The following is a 19434-nucleotide window of genomic DNA, read 5'->3' as shown; positions in this document are numbered from 1 at the left end:
ATAGCCCTTACCCTGAAATAAGTTTAGGGCAAGCAGTTTTTGGTATGACAAATAATTGACTGTAAACTGTTTATCCTTGATTACATATTAACCTATGGGATCCACTTATCCTTGCCAAAATCGGGCTTGCGCTTTTCCAAAAACGCATTGCGGCCCTCCTTGGCCTCATCGGTCATGTAAGCCAAACGAGTGGCCTCTCCTGCAAACACTTGCTGTCCCACCATACCGTCGTCGGTGAGGTTCATGGCAAATTTTAGCATTTTTATGGAGGTCGGTGACTTGGCCAAGACTTCCTGAGCCCATTGGTAGGCAGTGTCCTCCAATTCCTTATGCGGAATTACAGCATTCACCATACCCATTTCATAGGCTTCTTGAGCAGAATAGTTTCTTCCCAAAAAGAAAATTTCCCGCGCTTTTTTTTGCCCCACCATTTTAGCAAGATAGGCCGAACCATAGCCTCCATCAAAACTGGTAACATCAGCATCGGTTTGTTTAAAAATGGCATGCTCTTTACTGGCCAGTGTCATATCGCACACCACATGCAGGCTATGCCCCCCTCCAACGGCCCATCCGGGCACTACGGCAATTACCACTTTGGGCATAAAACGAATCAAACGTTGTACCTCTAGAATATTTAAACGGTGATATCCATCATCGCCAACGTAGCCTTTATGACCGCGTGCTTTTTGGTCCCCGCCACTGCAGAATGCCCATTTACCATCCTTGGATGAAGGTCCTTCACCAGAAAGTAGCACGACCCCAATAGATGTATCCTCCTGGGCATCGTAAAATGCCTTGTAAAGTTCGCTTGTGGTTTTTGGGCGGAACGCATTGCGTATATCCGGACGGTTAAATGCGATACGTGCCACGCCATTACATTTTTTATAGGTGATATCCTCGAATTCCATGGCGGTCTGCCAATTGGGTGATTCCATAATAAACTTTTTATACCACAAATAACGGAAATTCTACGTTATTGTCATTGAGAAGTGCCTCCAGAACTTGTTATAGGGCAAAACCTGATATAATCAAAAAATTGTTGCTTTCTGCACATCCTCTTTACTTAGGGGCAAACCATAACATAACAGTAATTTTACTTATGTAACTTTACCTTTCCAAAGGCGTTGTTCATGAAAAAAATAAGCCACAATTCATTTTTTGATCACCTGAACCAATATGTACCCGTTTCGGAAAAAGCGTTTGGCAAGATTTTGTCGTATTTTGATGAACGTTGTTTGGACAAAAAGGAAATACTGATGCATGCCGGGGGGCCGTGCACCCATATCCACCTTGTGCTCAACGGCTGTATGCACATGTACTTTATCAATGAAAAAGGTGTGGAATGTACCGTTCAGTTTGCGTTGGAAAATTGGTGGCTATCAGACTTCTTGGCCTTTCAGAACAAATCCAACACCGATTTTAATTTACAAGCCGTAGAGAATACCCGGATTCTATCCATCAGTTATGAGAAACAAGAACAATTGCTCCATGAATTTCCAATACTTGAACGTTATTTTAGAACAATCTATCAAATTGCATACGGGGCCTCTCTAAATAAGGTGAAGTATATGTTTGGATTATCAAAAGAGGAAATCTACCTCCACTTTACAGAGCATTTCCCGGAATTTGCACAACGTGTGCCCCAATATTTAATTGCTTCTTTTTTGGGGTTGACTCCAGAATATGTAAGCGAAATACGGGCAAAAAAGCGTTCTTAAACCCGTTTAAGTTTTCTGTTTGTTTCTCTGAATACCTTAGCATCAACATTATAAAAAACAATCATGGAAACAAGAATTCAAATTGATGCAGCGGAACCATTGGCCTTCAAAGCTATGCTTGGGCTTGAAAATTACTTGCTACAAAGCCAGTTGGACAAAATTCACTACGAGTTGATAAAAATTAGGGCCTCACAGATCAACGGCTGTGCGTTCTGTATAAATATGCACACCAAAGATGCCCTGACACTGGGCGAAAACCCAAAAAGATTACTTTTATTGGATGCTTGGTGGGACACGGACCTTTTCTCCGAGGAAGAAAGGGTGATCTTAAAAACTACGGAAGAAGTTACCATGGTACACAAAAATGGGCTAAGCCGAGAAACATACGAAAAAGCCGTAAAGCTATTCGATGAACATTATTTTTCGCAGATTATTATGGCCATTGTTACCATAAACGCTTGGAACCGTATTGCAATAAGCACCCACAAACCTTTACAAGATTAAAAAAGTCATCAAACTACCTTCGCTAAAGGATACTAAAGAGTCCTCCCCCAACCCCTCCAACTGAGAAGAGAATAGTTCCTCCCCTTTGGGGAGGTTAGGTGGGGACAAAACGTGAAATAATAACTACCTTTGAGGTAAGCCCGCGAGGTGTTTAAACGAACAAACCTTAACCCATTTCGATACAGAGCATCGGAAAATTAGCCCCATTTAATGGGATTAAATCCTATATTAGTGTCCCACAATACATCAAAACTTTGATATGAGGACCAGGCATACTTTATTATTTGTTTTGCTGATACTTTCATGCTTATCATGTAAAAACTTTAGAGCAGAAAAAAATGATTCCGAGCCTATAATCGAAGATTTTAATACCGTTGCCATCAATAATGAGTATCAAATAAAGGTTCCCCGTTTCATGAAGGGCACCACTGGATTGAATGAAGAAGCATCCCTTCAGTATCAAAGCCTACTCCAAGAGGCATATCTTCTGGTAATTGATGAGCCAAAATCAAGATTTGAAGAAGTATATAGGGATTTAGGGCAGTACGATGAGCAACTTTCCACAATACAGAATTATAGGGATGCCCGGTTAAAAATACTCTCTCGAACCACTGAAATCAATAGTAGATCCAAACCCCGACCTTTCAAAATAAACGGTTTGAGTGCTGAATTTATAGAAATTGATGCCAATATTAATGGTGTCTCCAGTGAAATCTCTTATTTTTTGACCTTTGTTGAGGGGAATGACAGGGTTTATATGATTATGGCCTGGACCCTAAAAGACAAAAAAATGGAACATAAAAAAACCTTTAAAACGATTGCCGAATCTTTTGAATTGATCGATTAGGAAACCGTCTTAAAGGTTTATTGAATGTTGGTTCTACTTATTACTTGCTCAAATACATTTTTCGCCTGGAGTACAAGTTATAGAACTCATCATCTTTTAAGCTATCAATAAATAAAATGCTCTCCCCGGTACTCTTCATTTCAGGTCCCAAGTTTTTATTCACATTAGGGAACTTATTGAAAGAGAATACAGGTTGTTTTATCGCATAGCCATCCAAATGCGGCTTAAAGTCAAAATCCTTAACCTTTTTATCGCCCAACATCACTTTGGTGGCGTAGTTTACATATGGTTCCTTATATGCTTTCGCAATAAAGGGAACCGTTCGAGAGGCTCTTGGGTTGGCCTCTATGATATAAACGATATCGTCCTTGACAGCAAACTGAATATTGATCAATCCTACCGTGTTGAGTGCTAAAGCAATCTTTTTGGTATGATCTTTAATTTGTTGCATTACAAATTCACCAAGATTGAACGGTGGCAATGTGGCATTGGAGTCTCCCGAGTGAATTCCACAGGGCTCTATATGCTCCATTATCCCGATAATGTATACATCTTCACCATCGCAAATCGCATCTGCTTCAGCTTCAATGGCACCATCCAAATAGTGGTCCAAAAGCAACTTGTTGTTGGGTATTTTTCGCAACAAATCCACCACGTGGGCCTCCAATTCCTCTTTGTTGATAACGATTTTCATTCCTTGTCCACCTAACACGTAGGATGGTCTTACCAACAACGGGAACTTAAGTTCCTCGGCCAAATCCAAGGCTTCATCAGCGGTTTCTGCCACACCGAATCTTGGGTAAGGAATGTTGTTATCCTTCAATAATGTGGAGAAACTTCCCCTATCCTCGGCCAAATCCAAGGACTGGAAGCTTGTTCCGATGATGTTGATTCCGTATTTGTCCAGTTTTTCGGCAAGCTTCAAAGCGGTTTGTCCTCCCAACTGTACAATTACACCTTCTGGTTTTTCATGAAGGATAATGTCGTAGATATGTTCCCAGAAAACAGGCTCAAAGTAAAGCTTGTCCGCGGTATCAAAATCGGTGGAAACGGTTTCTGGGTTACAGTTGATCATAATGGTCTCATAACCACACTCAGCGGCAGCCAAAACACCGTGAACACAGCAGTAATCGAACTCGATTCCTTGACCAATTCGGTTTGGACCGGAGCCGAGAACCACTACTTTCTTCTTGTTGGTAACCACACTATCGTTAGCCACGTAGCGCTCGCCATCGGGTGTCTCTATTTCTTCTTCAAAAGTAGAATAGTAGTAAGGCGTTACCGCTTTAAACTCAGCGGCGCAAGTATCTACCAATTTGTACACTCGATTGATGTTCAAATCCATACGCTTACTGTGCACTTCACTTTCCCAACAATCCAACATGTGGGCAATTTGTCTATCCGCAAAACCTTTTTGCTTCGCTTCCAACAACAATGCTTTTGGCAAGCTCTCTATGGTGTATTTTGATATTTCCATCTCCAAGAAGTGTAATTCCTCGTATTGTTTTAGGAACCACATATCTATCTTGGTGATTTCGTGGATGCGTTTTAATGGGATACCAAGTTGAATGGCATCGTAGATTACGAATACCCTGTCCCAACTTGGTACTCTTAATTTTTCAATAATGGTTTCGTAATCCTTGTACCCTTTTCCATCTGCACCCAATCCGTTTCGTTTGATCTCCAGGGACTGTGTAGCTTTGTGCAAGGCTTCTTGGAACGATCGTCCAATACCCATTACTTCTCCTACGGACTTCATTTGAAGGCCAAGGGTTCTGTCGGAACCTTCGAACTTGTCAAAGTTCCAACGTGGTATTTTTACGATGACGTAGTCCAATGTAGGCTCAAACAATGCCGATGTGGACTTGGTAATCTGGTTGTCTAACTCATCCAAAGTGTAGCCAATGGCCAATTTAGCAGCGATTTTCGCAATCGGATATCCTGTAGCCTTGGATGCCAAAGCTGAAGATCTGGAAACCCTTGGGTTGATCTCGATTGCAATAATATCTTCTTTCTCATCTGGACTCACGGCAAACTGCACGTTACATCCACCTGCGAAGTCCCCTATACTGCGCATCATGTGGATGGCCATATCCCGCATGCGCTGGAACGTCCTGTCGGACAAGGTCATCGCAGGAGCCACGGTAATGGAATCCCCTGTATGGATGCCCATGGGATCCATATTTTCAATGGTACAAATGATTACTACATTGTCGTTCTTGTCGCGTAGCAGCTCCAATTCATATTCTTTCCAGCCCATCAAGGCTTTATCGATCATTACTTCGTGAATGGGAGAAACTTCCAGACCATAGCTCAACATATCGTCAAACTCTGCGGGATCGTGCACTATAGCTGCTCCTGCCCCTCCAAGTGTAAAGGAAGCCCGAATCACTAATGGAAACCCGAATTCTTGGGCAATTTCCTTTCCTTTTAGAAACGATGTTGCGGAAGCCTGTGGTGGCATACCTATACCAATTTTGAGCATCAACTCCCTAAACTTTTCACGGTCTTCGGTAATGTTGATGGCGTCGATGTCCACCCCTATGATTTTTACTCCAAAATCTTCCCAGATACCTTTGTCATCGGCCTCGATACAAAGGTTCAATGCGGTTTGTCCGCCCATAGTTGGCAATACCGCATCAATATTTGGATGTTTTTTGAGTATTTCAATGATCGACTTCGTTGTCAATGGTTTTAGATAAACGTGGTCCGCCATAGTTGGGTCCGTCATAATGGTGGCGGGGTTGCTGTTTATCAAAATGGTTTCGATACCGTCTTCCCTAAGCGATCTAAGTGCTTGGGAACCTGAATAATCGAACTCGCATGCCTGACCGATAATGATTGGGCCAGAACCAATAATCAAAATGGAATTTAAATCTTTTCTTTTGGGCATTTTCTACAGGGGTTTCTCGGTTATTTGTTTATATGTCAAAAAAAAGGTGTTACCTAGAAAAGTAACACCTTTAATTTAAATAATAAATACTATCATTATTTTTTATGTCTTGGCTCAGAGGAAACAGTTAATCTCTTTCTTCCCTTGGCTCTTCTTCTCGCAAGAACTTTTCTACCATTGGCAGTCGCCATGCGCTCCCTAAAACCATGCTTGTTTCTTCTCTTCCTTTTGGATGGTTGATACGTTCTTTTCATTTCCGAACTGTTTTATGGATTTTGATGTCGGGAAATTTGTTTTCCCTAAAAAATTCTGGGCGCAAATATACGAAGACTTTTTACTTTGGCAAGTCCAAACTTAAAATATTTAATTAAGTTTTTAGTACTTTTGCGAGCGCTTAACTAAAGGTAAAAACCACAAGACAATATGTTCAACAAAAATATCAAGCTCGTTATTGCCGTTCTTATCATTGCTTATGCAGTTTACCAGTTTGTGGAAGGCAACATTGGCAACGGAATTGCATTGATCTTGCTATCCTTCGTTTTCATCTCTCTTTATTTTAGAAATGAGTTTATCCTATTGGCCTTTCTTAAAATGAGAAAGCAGGATTTGGACGGTGTGCAACGGTGGCTTGATAAGATAAAGAACCCCGAGTCTGCTTTGATTAAAAAGCAGCAAGGGTACTACAACTACCTGCACGGTATTATCTACTCTCAAAAAAACCTGACGCAGGCCGAAAAGTACTTTAAAAAGGCCTTGAAATTTGGTCTCACCATGGACTACGATGTGGCCATGGTCAAATTGAGCTTGGCGGGCATTGCCATGCAAAAGCGCAGAAAGCGCGAAGCTACCCAATTGTTGAAAGAGGCCAAAAAGTTGGACAAGAACAATATGCTTACCGACCAGATCAAGATGATGCAGCAGCAGATGAAGAAGATTTAGGGTTCTTCCTAAGTTTCCTCATTATCTCTTTTCTTAATTTGGGTTGAAAATTTGTCAAACCAGATTTTGCCTTCGTCAATTTTATCGGCTTTTAATGACTTTAATACTTGTGCCGAATTACCGTCAACTATCACGGTGTTTCTTTTATTAATTGATAAATTCATTAAAAAATGAATTACATTCTATTACATTGAGTGTAAAAATTCAGGTCAAATAAAAGTTATACGTATATTTTAATTAAATTTGTACGTATAATAAGTTCGGTTTATGGACACAAAACTAACTTTAAAGCTTAATCAAGAAATAATTGAACGAGCAAAAGAATATGCTGCAGATAAAAAAATGAGCTTGTCCAGAATTGTGGAAGCTTATTTGCAATCTTTGACATCTGACAAGAAAGATTCAGATGTAGAAATTTCTCCATTCGTTAAAAGTTTATCTACTGGAGTCAAAATCCCTGCTGACTTAGATTCCAAAACAGCGTATTCCGACCAATTATTGGAGAAATACAAATAGATGAGAAAAAGATTGTTTCTCGATACGAAAGTAATTCTTGATTTACTTGGAGAAAGATACCCTTATTATGATTCCATAGCTAAAATTGCCACACTGGCCGATAAAGACGTGCTAACTTTAGTTGTCTCACCCATATCGTTTGCAACTTTAAACTACTTTCTATCAAAATTTGAATCTATACAAATTGCTAGGGGGAAATTAAGGAAATTTAAAATCTTATGTACAATCTGCGAACTAGATGAACACATCATTGAAAAAGGGCTGAATTCCGATTTTAAAGATTTCGAAGATGCGCTACAATATTTTAGTGCTGTGGATTCAGATTGCGACATTATTATTACTAGAAATGGAAAAGACTTTAAAAAGTCTTTATTGCCAGTTATGACTGCGGATGAATATTTGCAGAGCATAAAATCAACATAACATCACCTATTCGAAATGGCAACTGTGCTGCTAAAAACAACCGAAGACCTATACCAACAAATGCCGTAATCTATAAGCGTTCGTTCCAATCCCTACTTCCCCATACTACCCACACGATAGTACCCTTTATTAGGAATTTCGATGGTATACTTTTTACCAGAAGCATTGTTCAAATGCGGTTCGCGCAACCAAGGGTTATGGCGCTTCAGCACCTTGTAGTTGATTTCGTAAAGCTCCGCAAAATCCGCCCAGTTGCTTACCGCGGTATCTACTTCAACCGTAAAAGTCGGGGCCTTTTCATACATATCCTCCTCGTCCAACTGAAAACCGTACTTGTCGCGATTAGATAATATTTCCTTTATGGCCAAAATACGGAACACATAGCGCCCTGTTTCCTGCCCCAAAAGCAAATCGTAATAATCGTCCACTTGCTGAATGTCCATATATTTTTGAATGCCGGCAGGGCCAGCGTTGTATGCGGCAGCGGTCAAGGTCCAGGTTCCAAATCTTTCTTTCCACTTATTTAGGTAATCACACGCCACTTGCGTCGCTTTTTCCACATGGTAACGTTCATCTACGTTATCGTTTACTTCAAGACCATACTCCCTTCCGGTTCCTCTCATTATCTGCCAAAAACCAGTAGCTCCGGCAGGCGACACCACATTTTGCAAACCACTCTCGGCTACGGCCAAATATTTAAAATCATCCGGAATACCATTCTTTTTTAAAATGGGTTCAATAATAGGAAAGTATTTATTGGCCCTTTTCATTAATAAAAGGGCATTGGATTGCCAATAGGTGTTCACCAAAAATTCACGATCAACACGTTCCATAATTTCTGGGTCTTCTTGTGGAACCGGTTCGCCTGCAAAATTGAGGTCTTCAGGAATTTCAATGGCACTAATCTGGTAGGTATCCGCCACATTCTTGTCCGTATTGGCCGTTTCTGGCCCCTTTATGGCTGGTTTTTGCGTTTCACTTGACTGCACAGCAAAAATCAAGGTGCTTCCAACTGCAATCAATCCTATAATAGCGAGTATGTTTTTGATGTATTTCATAGCAATTAATTTTAAGAATACCGTAAAGATACTATTATATAGACGAAATTATTTCAAAATAATTGTGGGAAGGTGCTCATTGAACCACTTGGCACGATGAATGATCATGGTGTGGGTACCATTTTTAACCGTAATGCAATTTTTGATATTGGCTATTGGAAAAATAGCGTCACGTTCCCCTTGAATGTGCTCAACACTATCTACGGGGAGTTCTTGATTCCAATTTACGATCTGATCTATAGACCAATCAATATAATATTTATCACGGATGGATAAATACTTTTCATACAAATGCAAACGCTTGGTCACCGTTTCGCCAAAGGCGTATTTAGCCAATAGTTCCAAATTGTTTACCAAGCCCGTGGGCAGCAATTTGTGCACTTTGGTGTACTTGGCAAAAATCATTCTTTTAGGGAGTTCGTGCTTGCTCTTTACGGAAGATACCACGATTACTTTTCGGGTCGGGATAATTTTGGCCATCTCCTGCACCAATATACCTCCAAAGGAAACTCCCAACAAAACAGGGTTGGGCTCCTCAATCTTATCGCACATCTTTTTGGCATAATCGGTAAGACTGATTCCCCTATCGGGTAGAAACCAATCCAGAGTATGAACGGTAAATTGGTCTTCCGGAAGTTTTATTCCTTCAAAAATAGATGTATTGGCAGCCATTCCAGGTATTAGGTAAACAGGGATTTTATTATCGGACATATAGCACCAAATATCGGCAAGGACTAGGAAATTAGCAATATTTTGACTAATTTTGTATCCCTTTTGCAGCTAACCCCGTCAAATGAATACATTTTTTTAATTAGGGGAACACAGAACTACCCATTTGGGTACTTCTAGAGAGTCATTAAAAAAACAAGTACTATATGACAACATTGGAAATCACTGACAATAGTTTCTTGCGTCAATTTGAAACTAAGGTCAATGGGCATTTAGCCAAAATTGAGTACTCTTCACAAGAGCGCAAAGTATTTTTGACCAAACTGGTTATTCCAGAAGAAATTACAGAAGAGGGGTTTAAAGAGGATTTTATCAAAGCCGTTTTAAACGAAATTCAGGAAAACAACCTTAGAGTTGTACCCACAAGCCCTCAAATTGCAGGTTTTTTAAGAAAAAATAGGCAATACAAGGAAATGTTACCAGTTGGTATTCGCATCTGATCGAGCCAACCATCAGTTAAAGCATTTAAACCTCCTAAATCGGGAGGTTTTTTTATGCCATGATTTCGGTGGACACAAATTCGAATCGCACCAGACCGTCATCATCAATATCGGTGAGCTTTATTTGGTGCAAGGTATTCACAAACGTAGGATCCCATGGTGCCTTTACCTTTACATAATTTTCGGTAAACCCATGAATGTAGCCTTTTTTATTCTCCCCCTCGAACAAAACAGTACGTACAGTCCCTAATTGACTCTCATAAAAAGCCCTACGCTTTTTGGCGGATAGTCCTCGGAGCATCTTGCTTCGCTTGCTACGTACTTTTTTTGGAACCACTTCGTCCATTTCAGCGGCCACGGTATTATCTCTTTCTGAATAGGTGAACACATGTAAATAGGAAACATCCAGTTCATTCAAAAAATGATAGGTCTCCAAGAAATGCTCGTCAGTCTCTCCTGGAAAACCTACGATCACATCCACCCCGATACAGGCGTGAGGCATCGTTTTTTTGATGCGCTCTACCCTATCCACATACAAATTGGATAGGTAGCGACGCCGCATCTTCTTTAAAATAGCATCACTACCGCTCTGCAACGGCACATGAAAATGAGGCACAAAAGAATTGCTCTGTGCCACAAAATCTATAGTCTCGTTCTTGAGTAAATTAGGCTCAATGGAAGATATTCGTAAACGATGGATGCCATCAATAGTATCCAAGGCCTTCACCAAGTCCAAAAAGGTATGCTCGTGCTTTTTATTGCCAAACTCACCTTTTCCGTAGTCACCGATGTTCACTCCCGTTAAAACAATCTCTTTAATATCTTGGGAGGCAATTTCCTTGGCGTTGTGCAGCACATTGCCCAAGGTATCGCTACGCGAAATTCCACGTGCCAAGGGAATGGTACAATAGGTACATTTATAGTCGCAACCATCTTGAACCTTTAAAAAAGCACGGGTACGGTCACCAATGGCATAACTGCCCACATAAAAATCGGCATCTTCTATCTCGCAGGAATGCACCTCCCCCCTATCGTTTTTGGTAAGATCGTTTAGGTAATCGGTGATTTTGAACTTCTCCGTAGCGCCCAACACCAAGTCCACACCGTCCACAGCAGCCAATTCTTCTGGTTTTAGCTGCGCATAACAACCTACAGCCGCCACAAAAGCATCAGGATTGGCTTTTTGCGCCTGCTTTACAATGGTTTTAAAACGCTTATCGGCATTCTCGGTTACCGAACAGGTGTTGATCACATACACATCAGCCTCCTCCGAAAAGTCCACACGCTCAAACTCCTCCTTTTCAAAACCTCTAGCAATTGTTGAAGTTTCGGAGAAATTGAGCTTGCAGCCCAGCGTGTAAAATGCAACTTTTTTGTTCATATACCTGCCATGCGTTTTAGGGGCGCAAAGATAGTGATTTGTTGGGAGTTATCGCAAATGGCCCTATGGTGCAGAGTTTATGGTTTAGGGTTAATCGCCTACTACCTACTGCCTACCAAATCAATCAATTACATTTTCCCATCAAATTTCCCACATCTTTTAATTAACTTGTTTGCCCATACCAACCATAAAGAGCACCTAAATGAAAAAAATCATCATCCTAGCCTTAATTACCCTTGTCTATACCACCCCATCCCTTGCACAGGAATATCAATCTACTGCTGAAAACCTCGAAAACAGGAAATGGTTTCAAGATGCGAAATTCGGGATGTTTATACATTGGGGCGTATATTCTGTATTGGGCGTGCACGAATGGGTCATGGAAACACAGTCCATTGATAAAAAGACCTACGAAAAAATACCTGCGTTTTTCAACCCTACCGAGTTTAATGCGGAAGAATGGGTGCTCTTGGCCAAATCGACTGGCATGAAATACATTACCATAACCACCAAACACCACGACGGCTTTGGCATGTTCAATAGCAAGCTTACGGACTGGGACATTATGGATAGGACAGTCTACAAAAAGGATATTATAAAACAAATGGCCGAAGCCTGCAAAAAGCATGGTTTAAAACTGTTCCTCTATTATTCGCAACTGGATTGGCATCATAACGATTATTACCCAAGGGGCGATACTGGAAAAAAAACAGGTAGACCTGATAGCGGTAACTGGGAAAACTATCTTGATTACATGAACGGACAGCTCACCGAATTGCTGACTAATTATGGTGACATCGGCGGGATTTGGTTTGATGGTTGGTGGGACAAAAAAGATGCCGATTGGCAGCTTCAGAAAACTTACAATTTAATCCATAAACTGCAGCCACAGGCCATGATCGGAAGCAACCACCACCAAGCTCCCAACAATGGTGAAGATTTCCAGATGTTCGAAAAAGACCTCCCCGGAGAAAACAAAGGTGGGTTCAGCGGAGATTCCGAAGTGGGTAACTTACCTCTCGAAACTGCGGAGACCATGGCACAGCGATGGGGGTTTTCATTACAGGACAAAGCCTATAAATCTTCCAAGGAATTGATTCAATATTTGGTGAGAGCTGCTGGCTACAACTCCAACTTTCTGTTAAACGTTGGCCCAATGCCCAACGGTAAAATTCAACCCGAATTTATTAAAACCCTAAAAACAATTGGCGATTGGACCGAAAAGTACGGCTCCTCCATTTACGGAACCCGGGGAGGGCCCATACCACCGCAAAGTTGGGGCGTATCAACCCAAAAAGATGATAAAATCTATATTCATATTATGGACTGGAAAACCGACAATTTCTTTTTCCCAACCATTACTGGCGATATTAAGAGCATTATTGATTTCCAGTCGAAGAAAAAATTAGACTATAAAACCACAGCCTACGGCACGCTGTTACAGCTTCCGGATAATCGGGATTTTGACCAAGCTGATTTTATAGTTGAAGTAAACATAAAGTAAACCCGTGTTTGCCTTACCAAAACGGACAATATAACCGACAAAACCATCAAAATTCGCTACCTTGAACCTTTTACTCAAACCAACCCTATGAAACTACGCTTATTTGTCGTTGCCCTTGTATTACTGGCCTGCTATTCCTGTAAAACCGAACCCACATCATCCTTGGCGGACTACCAAGGTGAGGAGAACTACTCCGTAATTATCAGCGAGACCAAAGTGGGCTACCTCAAAACCAACACCACTGGTGATACCATTACTATTGACTACGATTACAAAAACAATGGCCGTGGCCCAACCATGAAGGAAACTATTGTGCTCAACGCCGAAGGCTATCCCGTAAACTGGCAAATAACCGGAAACACCACCTTTGGCAATGCCGTGGACGAACAGTTCTCCTTGGAAGGTGGAGAGGCCTCTTGGACCGATGCCACAGGCTCGGGGAACGCCGCTGTGGAATCACCACAACTCTATGTAAACCAATTTGGAAGTCCGTACAGTGCAGTTTTGGCAGCCCGTTTGCTCATGGATGCGCCCGAAAACACCTTGCCCGTGCTGCCCGCCGGGAACTTGACCCTGACCAAAATGGAGGATTTGACCGTACCCAGCAGCTCAGGCGAGGGCGAATTGGCCTTGACCACCTATGCGCTGTCCGGTGCGGAGATGAATCCTTCCTATTTTATTATGGATGATTCGGAGCGTTTCTTTGCCTATATCTCACCCCGCTACATCGTGGTTCGGGATGGCTACGAAGCCGAAGAAAAGGATTTGCGCCAATTGGCCGAAAACTATTCCGCCGAGCGCTACGAAAAACTTCAAAAAGAATACGCCCACAACTACGGTAAAAAAGTGCGCATTTCCAACGTAAAGGTTTTTGACCCAAAAACCCTATCCCTGACCGACCCGGTTTCCGTGGTCGTAGAAGGTGAAAAAATCACCGCTATTGAAGCTGCCGATGCCACTGGCGAGGACGAAGTGGTCATCGAAGGCAAGGGCGGAACTTTGGTGCCCGGTCTGTACGAAATGCACGCCCACACAGGCGACAACGGTGCTTTGTTGAACATTTTGGCAGGAATCACCTCTTTCCGAGATATGGGGAACAATACCGAGGTGCTGAGCAACTTGATTGAAAAAATCAACTCCGGTGTACTCGCCGGACCCCGCATTACCCGCCTTGGGTTTATTGAAGGAAAAAGCCCGTACAGCAGTAATAATGGTATTTTGGTGGAAAGCCAGGAAGAGGCATTGGCTGCTGTGGACACCTACGACAGCCTCGGTTTTTACGGTGTAAAACTCTACAATAGCATGGACGGTGATTGGGCACCTGCCATTGTAAAAAAAGCGCACGATCAAGGTCTGTTCGTAACCGGGCATGTACCTGCCTTTTCCAATGCCAATGCCATGGTAAATGCTGGTTATGATGAGATGACGCACATTAACCAGACCATGTTGGGCTGGGTGTTGGAACCGGAAGAAGATACCCGTACATTATTGCGCCTCACCGCCATGAAACGATTCCCCGAACTGGATTTGAACAGTGACAAAGTACAGGAGACCTTGGATTTGTTCGTAGCCAACAAAACGGCAATGGACCCCACCTTGGCCATCCACGAGCGTTTGATGCTCTCCCGCAACGGGGAAGTAACCCCCGGTGCCTTGGATTATGTAGACCACATGCCGCCCAACGAGCAACGTAGCCTAAAAGTGGCCTTGGCGCAGATTGCGGACGATGAAGAGGACAAAGCCTACCGCAAAGCCTACGATAAAATCGTGGAAACCCTTAAAATGATGAAGGACAAAGGCATTTTAATTGTGGCCGGAACCGATTTGGGCGGTGCCTTTAACCTGCACCGCGAGCTGGAACTGTACCACCAACAATTGGGCTACACCCCTGCCGAAGTATTAAAATTGGCCAGTTACGATATGGCGCAATACTTGGGGCATGAAAGTTTAGGAAGCATTGAACCCGGTAAATTGGCCGATTTCTTTTTGGTACCCGGCAATCCGGTAGAGGACATTAAGGCCATTAAAACCATTGCCATGGTATCGCGCGGCGGAACGTTTTACTACCCCTCCGATGTGTACCCGGCTTTTGGGATAACTCCTTTTACCGAAAAACCCGAAGTAACCGAATAGCATCTTTTTCTCAGATAACTTTTAAAAGCCAGTGGCAGTTTGCTACTGGCTTTTTTTATTAATGGAACCGTTCTCAATTTCTATTTGATGAATATTCGGTATTTTTCGGTACAGTATCTTCTAACACTAAAAGAATGAAACACTTACTTTTTCAACTTACCACTATTTGTTTGGTTGCAAGCTTTTTCTCGTGCAATACAAAACAAACCACCGAAACAACGGTCGAAAGTCCGGCCCGTTCCTATTCCGAATCGTACAAAGCTTCGATTTTTGACCCCGATGATCGGATAGAAAAAATCAAACAAATCGTACCCGAGCTAAAGCAATCCATCGAGGAGTACGCCAAGGCCGAGCATTTACCAGGTGTTGCCTTCGGTATTGTAGTGGACAATGAATTGGTGTTTACGGCTGCCACTGGATACCTGAACCTTGAGAAGGAGATTCCCGCTTCGCCCTCATCCGCTTTCCGAATAGCCTCCATGACCAAAAGTTTTACCGCAATGGCCATTATAAAACTCAGGGATGAAGGAAAACTGTCGCTGAACGACCCTGTCAGCAAGTACATTCCCGAAATGTCGAAACTCACCTATCTTACCAAAGATGCACCGACCATAGACATTGAAAACCTTTTGACCATGACGGCCGGATTTCCCGAGGACAATCCTTGGGGCGACCGCCAGTTGGACGAACCCGATCAGATGTTGATTGATCTTGTAGATGAAGGCATCTCCTTTTCCAATGTTCCTTCCTACGGGTACGAATACAGCAATACCGGGTATGCCCTTTTAGGGCATGTTGTTTCCGTGGTTTCTGGGATGCCCTATCAGGACTATATCACCCAAAATATATTTAAGCCCTTGGGTATGGACCACACCTATTGGGAATACGAAGGCATTCCCGAAGAACAACTGGCCATCGGGTATCGCTGGGAAGATGAACAATGGAAACTGGAACCCATGCTCCACGACGGTTCTTTTGGTGCCATGGGAGGACTCATTACCTCCATAGCCGATTTTAGTAAATATGTGAGTTTTCACCTTTCGGCATGGCCTCCCCGGAACGAGGATGACAGCGGCCCCATAAAACGAAGTTCGTTGCGCGAAATGCAGACGCCACAGTTCCCAAGGTTGTACGCCAATGCAAAAGATTATAAAGGTGACGACTGTGCTGTTTTGGCCGGCTACGGCTTTGGATTGGGCATTACGGAATACTGCAATGGCCTTAAAAGGGTCTCGCATGGAGGCGCGTTGCCCGGCTTTGGCAGCAACTATAGCTTTTACCCCGAGTATGGCGTGGGCATTATGGCCTTTTGCAACCTTACCTATACCTCGCCTTGGTCGTTAAATGAACTTAGTAAATTATTGTTCGAGACGGCCGATCTACAGCCACGGAAATTACTCGCCTCCGATGTGCTATTGGAACGGCAAGAACAGATTACCCAACTGATCCAGCAATGGGAACCCATTTTGGAAGAGCAAATCTTGGCCGAGAATTTTTATTTGGACCTATCGCGAGAAAAAAGAAGGGCAGCAATACAAAATGTTTTGGAAAAAGCCGGGGCCATTGAAGCGGTAGGTGACATGCATCCCATAAACCAGCTACGGGGGCGCTATACCCTACAGGCCGAAAATGGGGAAGTGAACATCTTTTTTACGCTAACACCAGAGAAATACCCAAAAGTACAGCGGTTGGATGTAGCCTTTGATTCAAATAAAGCGAAGCCATAGAGAGACGGGATTTACACCTAATGATCACTATACCAATGCATTACTATTGATAAAAGTGTTGAGTACTTACGGAAAAGCGCAAGTGATTGTAGGTTTTTTTCTATTAACTCAGTTGTCTGCACTGAACTCGATTCAGTATAGGTTTATATAAATCACTTTGTGTTGAGCGAAGTCTAAGTATTGAAACGATTTATATCTTTTAACGTTGACAATAAATATAAAAATCATGGCAAAAAAGAAAATTGCTGAATTAAAGGCAGAAAATACAGAAGACGAAAACATAAAGTCAAAGGAAAAAAAAGATAACAAAGAGAATGAGTTAGTAACGTTTGACGTTGCTAAACCAATGATTGATACATATGGAGGTGAGGGAAATGATTCAATTATAACTCATTTTCACAAAAAATTTCAAGAGTATCTATTTCAAGAATTCTCCAAAAGTGTCGTTTGTCTAAAAAATATAGGACTATACACTAGACCGTTGGCCAAAACCACTCCAACACCTATGTAACTTTAGTTACATTTTTTTTGGCTAATTAATACTTTCTTTGGAATATGCCGGGAATCCACAAATCCACATTCGACATGCGCATCCTGTTTACCGCTTTGTTGGCAGGTTTGCTGTTGGTGGCGCCCTGCAAAGTCCGTAATTCCTTGGAACATGCCCTGGGCTTGGAAAAATCCGAAGTCTCCAACAAAATAAAAACTACCATATCCGCTTCCTGCGCTTCCTACGAGGCTGTGCAGCATAGCGAGAGTACCGTATTGCAGTTGGATAGGGCCACTGCTCTATTACCAGCCGTGGCAACCCCTAGCTGTTTTACCGCTTCCAATAACGGAAAGAACGTTTACGCTGCCGAAAAGCAACCCTTTGCTTCGGTGGTTCCCCTCTACATTTTATATCGGCAGTTCAAAATCTATTCATAAGTAGTCCTTTCCACATCAGGCATTGCCTACCCCCTTATCTTTTAACTAATTATAAAACAACAACATGCAAACTATAAAATATTTGGGCCTTGTCGCCCTGCTCTTCGGAACCCTATCCTCTTGCAAGGATGCCAAAACCCCTGCGCAAGACACCGAACAGACCATCACCATATTACAGACCGCCGACATTCACGGACAATTGTTTCCCCACGACGAACTTTTTTGGGAAGACGAACACATCACCTTTAGAAAACTGGGTGGACTCGCCCATGTAAAAACCCTATTTGAGGACGAACGAAGTAAAAACCCCGAAGGCACCTTGATCTTGGATGGTGGCGACATGATCCAAGGAAGTGCTTTTGCCGCACTTTCGGAAGGGAAGGCCTTTGCCCCCATCATCCAAGAAATGGGCTACGATTTTCTAATTCCGGGTAACTGGGAAGTAGTGTACGGCAAACAAACCATGATGGACGTGCTCACCCAATACGATACGCCGGTGATTTCGGCCAATATGTACCACCAAGCCACGGGAAAATCTTTGTTTCCTCAGTATTTTGTAAAAGAATTGAAAGGCGTAAAACTCGGTTTTATCTCCTATAACGACCCCGAAATTCCGGTACGTCAGAACCCTTCGTTTAGTGAAGGTATCCGTTTTGATCACATCGAGGAAAACTTGGAAGCCCTGATCACCGAACTTAAGGACAACCAAAAGGTGGATGTGTTGTTTTTGGTAACGCATATTGGCATCAGCAAACAATACGATTTGGCCAACAACCCCGCCTTGGAGCGGGTGGACTATGTGCTGGGCAACGATACCCACGAACGTATCCGCAAACCTTTGGAGACCGAATACACCAAAGTGACCGAGCCTGGGGCCTTTGCTTCCTTTGTGGGTAAGCTTACCTTAACGGTTAAAGACGGCAAAGTGGTGAACGAAGCCTATGACCTTTTGGAAGTGGACCCATCAACATACGCAGCAGATGAAAAAGTGGCCCAAATTATTGAAACAGCAACCGCTCCATATCAAGAAGAAGCAAATCAAGTGTTGGGATATACCGGTGTTCCGCTCTACCGTTATTTTGTAGTTGAAAATCCCATGGACAATTTTATTACCGATGCCGCCCGATGGAAAACGGGGGTTGATGTTTCCATTTCCAATGGTTTTCGGTTCAGTACACCAATTTCTGTTGAAGAAGGAGGTAAATCTCCCATTACTAAGGTAGACCTTTGGAGCATGCTCCCTGTAAATGAAAAGGTAAAAATTGGAAAGGCCAGCGGTAAACAAATCAAGGATTGGCTGGAAAAAGAATTGCACAATGTATTCGCACAAAACCCTACGGAACGTTTTGGCGGCTGGTTGGTGCGCTTTTCGGGCATGGAACTGACTTTCTATGCGAACAAACCGATGGACGAGCGCGTAGCGTCCATAAAAATTGGCGGCAAACCAATTCAAGATGACAAACTGTACACCATGTCCGCTTGTCGTAGGGAAGGTGAACCCCTACCTACCCTCTGTCGTATACCCAACACTTTAGAAACCAAGGTGATGGACTACACGATCCACGATGTGATCGAGGAATACCTCAAAGAAAAGGGCACCATTGCCCCAACTTTGGATGGCAGGGCCAAAGCCCTGGATTTAGGCCCCAATGTATTGTCGCAATTACCGGGAACGGATTATCAATTCCATTAAAA

19 protein-coding genes are annotated in these 19434 nt (G+C 42.7%); 13 read left to right on the top strand and 6 right to left on the bottom strand.

The features are described 5' to 3' along the window. Nucleotides 1-92 precede the first annotated feature (92 nt). Nucleotides 93-935, bottom strand: a complete 843-nt coding sequence (locus tag VM932_RS14875; protein ID WP_014031397.1) for a 1,4-dihydroxy-2-naphthoyl-CoA synthase — start codon at nt 933-935, stop codon at nt 93-95. 195 nt (nt 936-1130) lie between these two features. On the opposite strand from VM932_RS14875, the gene VM932_RS14870 reads away from it, so the two are divergent. The 3 genes from VM932_RS14870 to VM932_RS14860 all read left to right on the top strand — a co-directional run bounded on the left by VM932_RS14870 (nt 1131) and on the right by VM932_RS14860 (nt 3069). Beyond that, nucleotides 1131-1718, top strand: a complete 588-nt coding sequence (locus tag VM932_RS14870; RefSeq protein ID WP_326279767.1) for a Crp/Fnr family transcriptional regulator — start codon at nt 1131-1133, stop codon at nt 1716-1718. Nucleotides 1719-1781: 63 nt separating this feature from the next. Next, nucleotides 1782-2222: a carboxymuconolactone decarboxylase family protein gene (locus VM932_RS14865; RefSeq protein WP_326279765.1), complete on the top strand. Its 441-nt coding sequence runs from the start codon at nt 1782-1784 to the stop codon at nt 2220-2222. A gap of 259 nt (nt 2223-2481) precedes the next feature. Further along, the gene (locus VM932_RS14860; protein WP_326279764.1) at nt 2482-3069 is read left to right on the top strand and encodes a hypothetical protein; all 588 of its coding nucleotides are present in this window, start codon (nt 2482-2484) and stop codon (nt 3067-3069) included. 40 nt (nt 3070-3109) lie between these two features. Here VM932_RS14860 and carB read toward each other — a convergent pair whose 3' ends face one another. Further along, a complete protein-coding gene (gene carB / locus VM932_RS14855) occupies nt 3110-5962 on the bottom strand; it encodes a carbamoyl-phosphate synthase large subunit (RefSeq protein ID WP_326279762.1) in 2853 nt (950 codons plus the stop codon). Between the two features lie 95 nt (nt 5963-6057). Next, the gene (gene rpmH, locus VM932_RS14850; RefSeq protein WP_072882462.1) at nt 6058-6216 is read right to left on the bottom strand and encodes a 50S ribosomal protein L34; all 159 of its coding nucleotides are present in this window, start codon (nt 6214-6216) and stop codon (nt 6058-6060) included. A 169-nt stretch (nt 6217-6385) separates the two neighbouring features. On the opposite strand from rpmH, the gene VM932_RS14845 reads away from it, so the two are divergent. From VM932_RS14845 to VM932_RS14835, 3 genes are all read left to right on the top strand, one after another. Beyond that, nucleotides 6386-6901, top strand: a complete 516-nt coding sequence (locus VM932_RS14845; RefSeq protein ID WP_326279753.1) for a DUF2892 domain-containing protein — start codon at nt 6386-6388, stop codon at nt 6899-6901. Between the two features lie 267 nt (nt 6902-7168). After that, complete coding sequence (locus VM932_RS14840; RefSeq protein WP_326279752.1) at nt 7169-7417, top strand: DUF6364 family protein; 249 nt, start codon at nt 7169-7171, stop codon at nt 7415-7417. Further along, entirely contained in the window at nt 7418-7840 is a 423-nt protein-coding gene (locus VM932_RS14835) for a type II toxin-antitoxin system VapC family toxin (protein ID WP_326279750.1), read from the top strand. Nucleotides 7841-7932: 92 nt separating this feature from the next. On the opposite strand, the gene VM932_RS14830 is transcribed toward VM932_RS14835, so the two are convergent. Further along, a complete protein-coding gene (locus tag VM932_RS14830; protein WP_326279748.1) occupies nt 7933-8898 on the bottom strand; it encodes a lytic transglycosylase domain-containing protein in 966 nt (321 codons plus the stop codon). A 48-nt stretch (nt 8899-8946) separates the two neighbouring features. Beyond that, nucleotides 8947-9609, bottom strand: coding sequence for an alpha/beta fold hydrolase (locus tag VM932_RS14825; RefSeq protein WP_326279746.1), 663 nt, complete (start codon nt 9607-9609; stop codon nt 8947-8949). A 164-nt stretch (nt 9610-9773) separates the two neighbouring features. On the opposite strand from VM932_RS14825, the gene VM932_RS14820 reads away from it, so the two are divergent. Further along, nucleotides 9774-10067, top strand: a complete 294-nt coding sequence (locus VM932_RS14820) for a GNAT family N-acetyltransferase (protein ID WP_326279745.1) — start codon at nt 9774-9776, stop codon at nt 10065-10067. 52 nt (nt 10068-10119) lie between these two features. Here VM932_RS14820 and mtaB read toward each other — a convergent pair whose 3' ends face one another. Further along, nucleotides 10120-11448, bottom strand: a complete 1329-nt coding sequence (mtaB, locus tag VM932_RS14815; RefSeq protein ID WP_326279743.1) for a tRNA (N(6)-L-threonylcarbamoyladenosine(37)-C(2))-methylthiotransferase MtaB — start codon at nt 11446-11448, stop codon at nt 10120-10122. A 202-nt stretch (nt 11449-11650) separates the two neighbouring features. Between mtaB and VM932_RS14810 the strand changes: the two genes are divergently transcribed. The 6 genes from VM932_RS14810 (at nt 11651) to VM932_RS14785 (ending at nt 19432) form a co-directional block, all read left to right on the top strand. Next, complete coding sequence (locus VM932_RS14810) at nt 11651-12952, top strand: alpha-L-fucosidase (protein WP_326279742.1); 1302 nt, start codon at nt 11651-11653, stop codon at nt 12950-12952. A gap of 87 nt (nt 12953-13039) precedes the next feature. After that, nucleotides 13040-15085: an amidohydrolase family protein gene (locus VM932_RS14805; RefSeq protein WP_326279740.1), complete on the top strand. Its 2046-nt coding sequence runs from the start codon at nt 13040-13042 to the stop codon at nt 15083-15085. A 134-nt stretch (nt 15086-15219) separates the two neighbouring features. Further along, nucleotides 15220-16812, top strand: coding sequence for a serine hydrolase domain-containing protein (locus VM932_RS14800; protein WP_326279738.1), 1593 nt, complete (start codon nt 15220-15222; stop codon nt 16810-16812). 226 nt (nt 16813-17038) lie between these two features. Beyond that, nucleotides 17039-17323: a hypothetical protein gene (locus VM932_RS14795; protein WP_326279736.1), complete on the top strand. Its 285-nt coding sequence runs from the start codon at nt 17039-17041 to the stop codon at nt 17321-17323. Nucleotides 17324-17367: 44 nt separating this feature from the next. Then, complete coding sequence (locus tag VM932_RS14790; RefSeq protein ID WP_326279734.1) at nt 17368-17739, top strand: hypothetical protein; 372 nt, start codon at nt 17368-17370, stop codon at nt 17737-17739. A gap of 64 nt (nt 17740-17803) precedes the next feature. Then, nucleotides 17804-19432 carry a bifunctional metallophosphatase/5'-nucleotidase gene (locus VM932_RS14785; RefSeq protein WP_326279732.1) on the top strand — a complete coding sequence of 543 codons (1629 nt, stop codon included), beginning with the start codon at nt 17804-17806 and terminating at the stop codon, nt 19430-19432. Nucleotides 19433-19434: the final 2 nt, after the last annotated feature.

The organism is Flagellimonas halotolerans (assembly GCF_035818535.1).
Taxonomy (GTDB): Bacteria; Bacteroidota; Bacteroidia; order Flavobacteriales; family Flavobacteriaceae; genus Flagellimonas; species Flagellimonas halotolerans.
The sequence above is the reverse complement of the archived record's forward strand: the minus strand, read 5'-3'. Positions and strand labels throughout refer to the sequence as shown.

Excerpts from the sequence above, each read along its gene's own strand:
- VM932_RS14805 (WP_326279740.1), top strand. The coding sequence starts at position 13,040 with ATGAAACTACGCTTATTTGTCGTTGCCCTTGTATTACTGGCCTGCTAT.
- VM932_RS14800 (WP_326279738.1), top strand. The coding sequence starts at position 15,220 with ATGAAACACTTACTTTTTCAACTTACCACTATTTGTTTGGTTGCAAGC.
- VM932_RS14785 (WP_326279732.1), top strand. The coding sequence starts at position 17,804 with ATGCAAACTATAAAATATTTGGGCCTTGTCGCCCTGCTCTTCGGAACC.
- VM932_RS14870 (WP_326279767.1), top strand. The coding sequence starts at position 1,131 with ATGAAAAAAATAAGCCACAATTCATTTTTTGATCACCTGAACCAATAT.
- VM932_RS14790 (WP_326279734.1), top strand. The coding sequence starts at position 17,368 with ATGCCGGGAATCCACAAATCCACATTCGACATGCGCATCCTGTTTACC.
- VM932_RS14835 (WP_326279750.1), top strand. The coding sequence starts at position 7,418 with ATGAGAAAAAGATTGTTTCTCGATACGAAAGTAATTCTTGATTTACTT.
- VM932_RS14860 (WP_326279764.1), top strand. The coding sequence starts at position 2,482 with ATGAGGACCAGGCATACTTTATTATTTGTTTTGCTGATACTTTCATGC.
- VM932_RS14845 (WP_326279753.1), top strand. The coding sequence starts at position 6,386 with ATGTTCAACAAAAATATCAAGCTCGTTATTGCCGTTCTTATCATTGCT.
- VM932_RS14840 (WP_326279752.1), top strand. The coding sequence starts at position 7,169 with ATGGACACAAAACTAACTTTAAAGCTTAATCAAGAAATAATTGAACGA.
- mtaB (WP_326279743.1), bottom strand. The coding sequence starts at position 11,448 with ATGAACAAAAAAGTTGCATTTTACACGCTGGGCTGCAAGCTCAATTTC.
- VM932_RS14795 (WP_326279736.1), top strand. The coding sequence starts at position 17,039 with ATGGCAAAAAAGAAAATTGCTGAATTAAAGGCAGAAAATACAGAAGAC.
- VM932_RS14825 (WP_326279746.1), bottom strand. The coding sequence starts at position 9,609 with ATGTCCGATAATAAAATCCCTGTTTACCTAATACCTGGAATGGCTGCC.
- carB (WP_326279762.1), bottom strand. The coding sequence starts at position 5,962 with ATGCCCAAAAGAAAAGATTTAAATTCCATTTTGATTATTGGTTCTGGC.
- VM932_RS14875 (WP_014031397.1), bottom strand. The coding sequence starts at position 935 with ATGGAATCACCCAATTGGCAGACCGCCATGGAATTCGAGGATATCACC.
- rpmH (WP_072882462.1), bottom strand. The coding sequence starts at position 6,216 with ATGAAAAGAACGTATCAACCATCCAAAAGGAAGAGAAGAAACAAGCAT.
- VM932_RS14830 (WP_326279748.1), bottom strand. The coding sequence starts at position 8,898 with ATGAAATACATCAAAAACATACTCGCTATTATAGGATTGATTGCAGTT.
- VM932_RS14820 (WP_326279745.1), top strand. The coding sequence starts at position 9,774 with ATGACAACATTGGAAATCACTGACAATAGTTTCTTGCGTCAATTTGAA.
- VM932_RS14810 (WP_326279742.1), top strand. The coding sequence starts at position 11,651 with ATGAAAAAAATCATCATCCTAGCCTTAATTACCCTTGTCTATACCACC.
- VM932_RS14865 (WP_326279765.1), top strand. The coding sequence starts at position 1,782 with ATGGAAACAAGAATTCAAATTGATGCAGCGGAACCATTGGCCTTCAAA.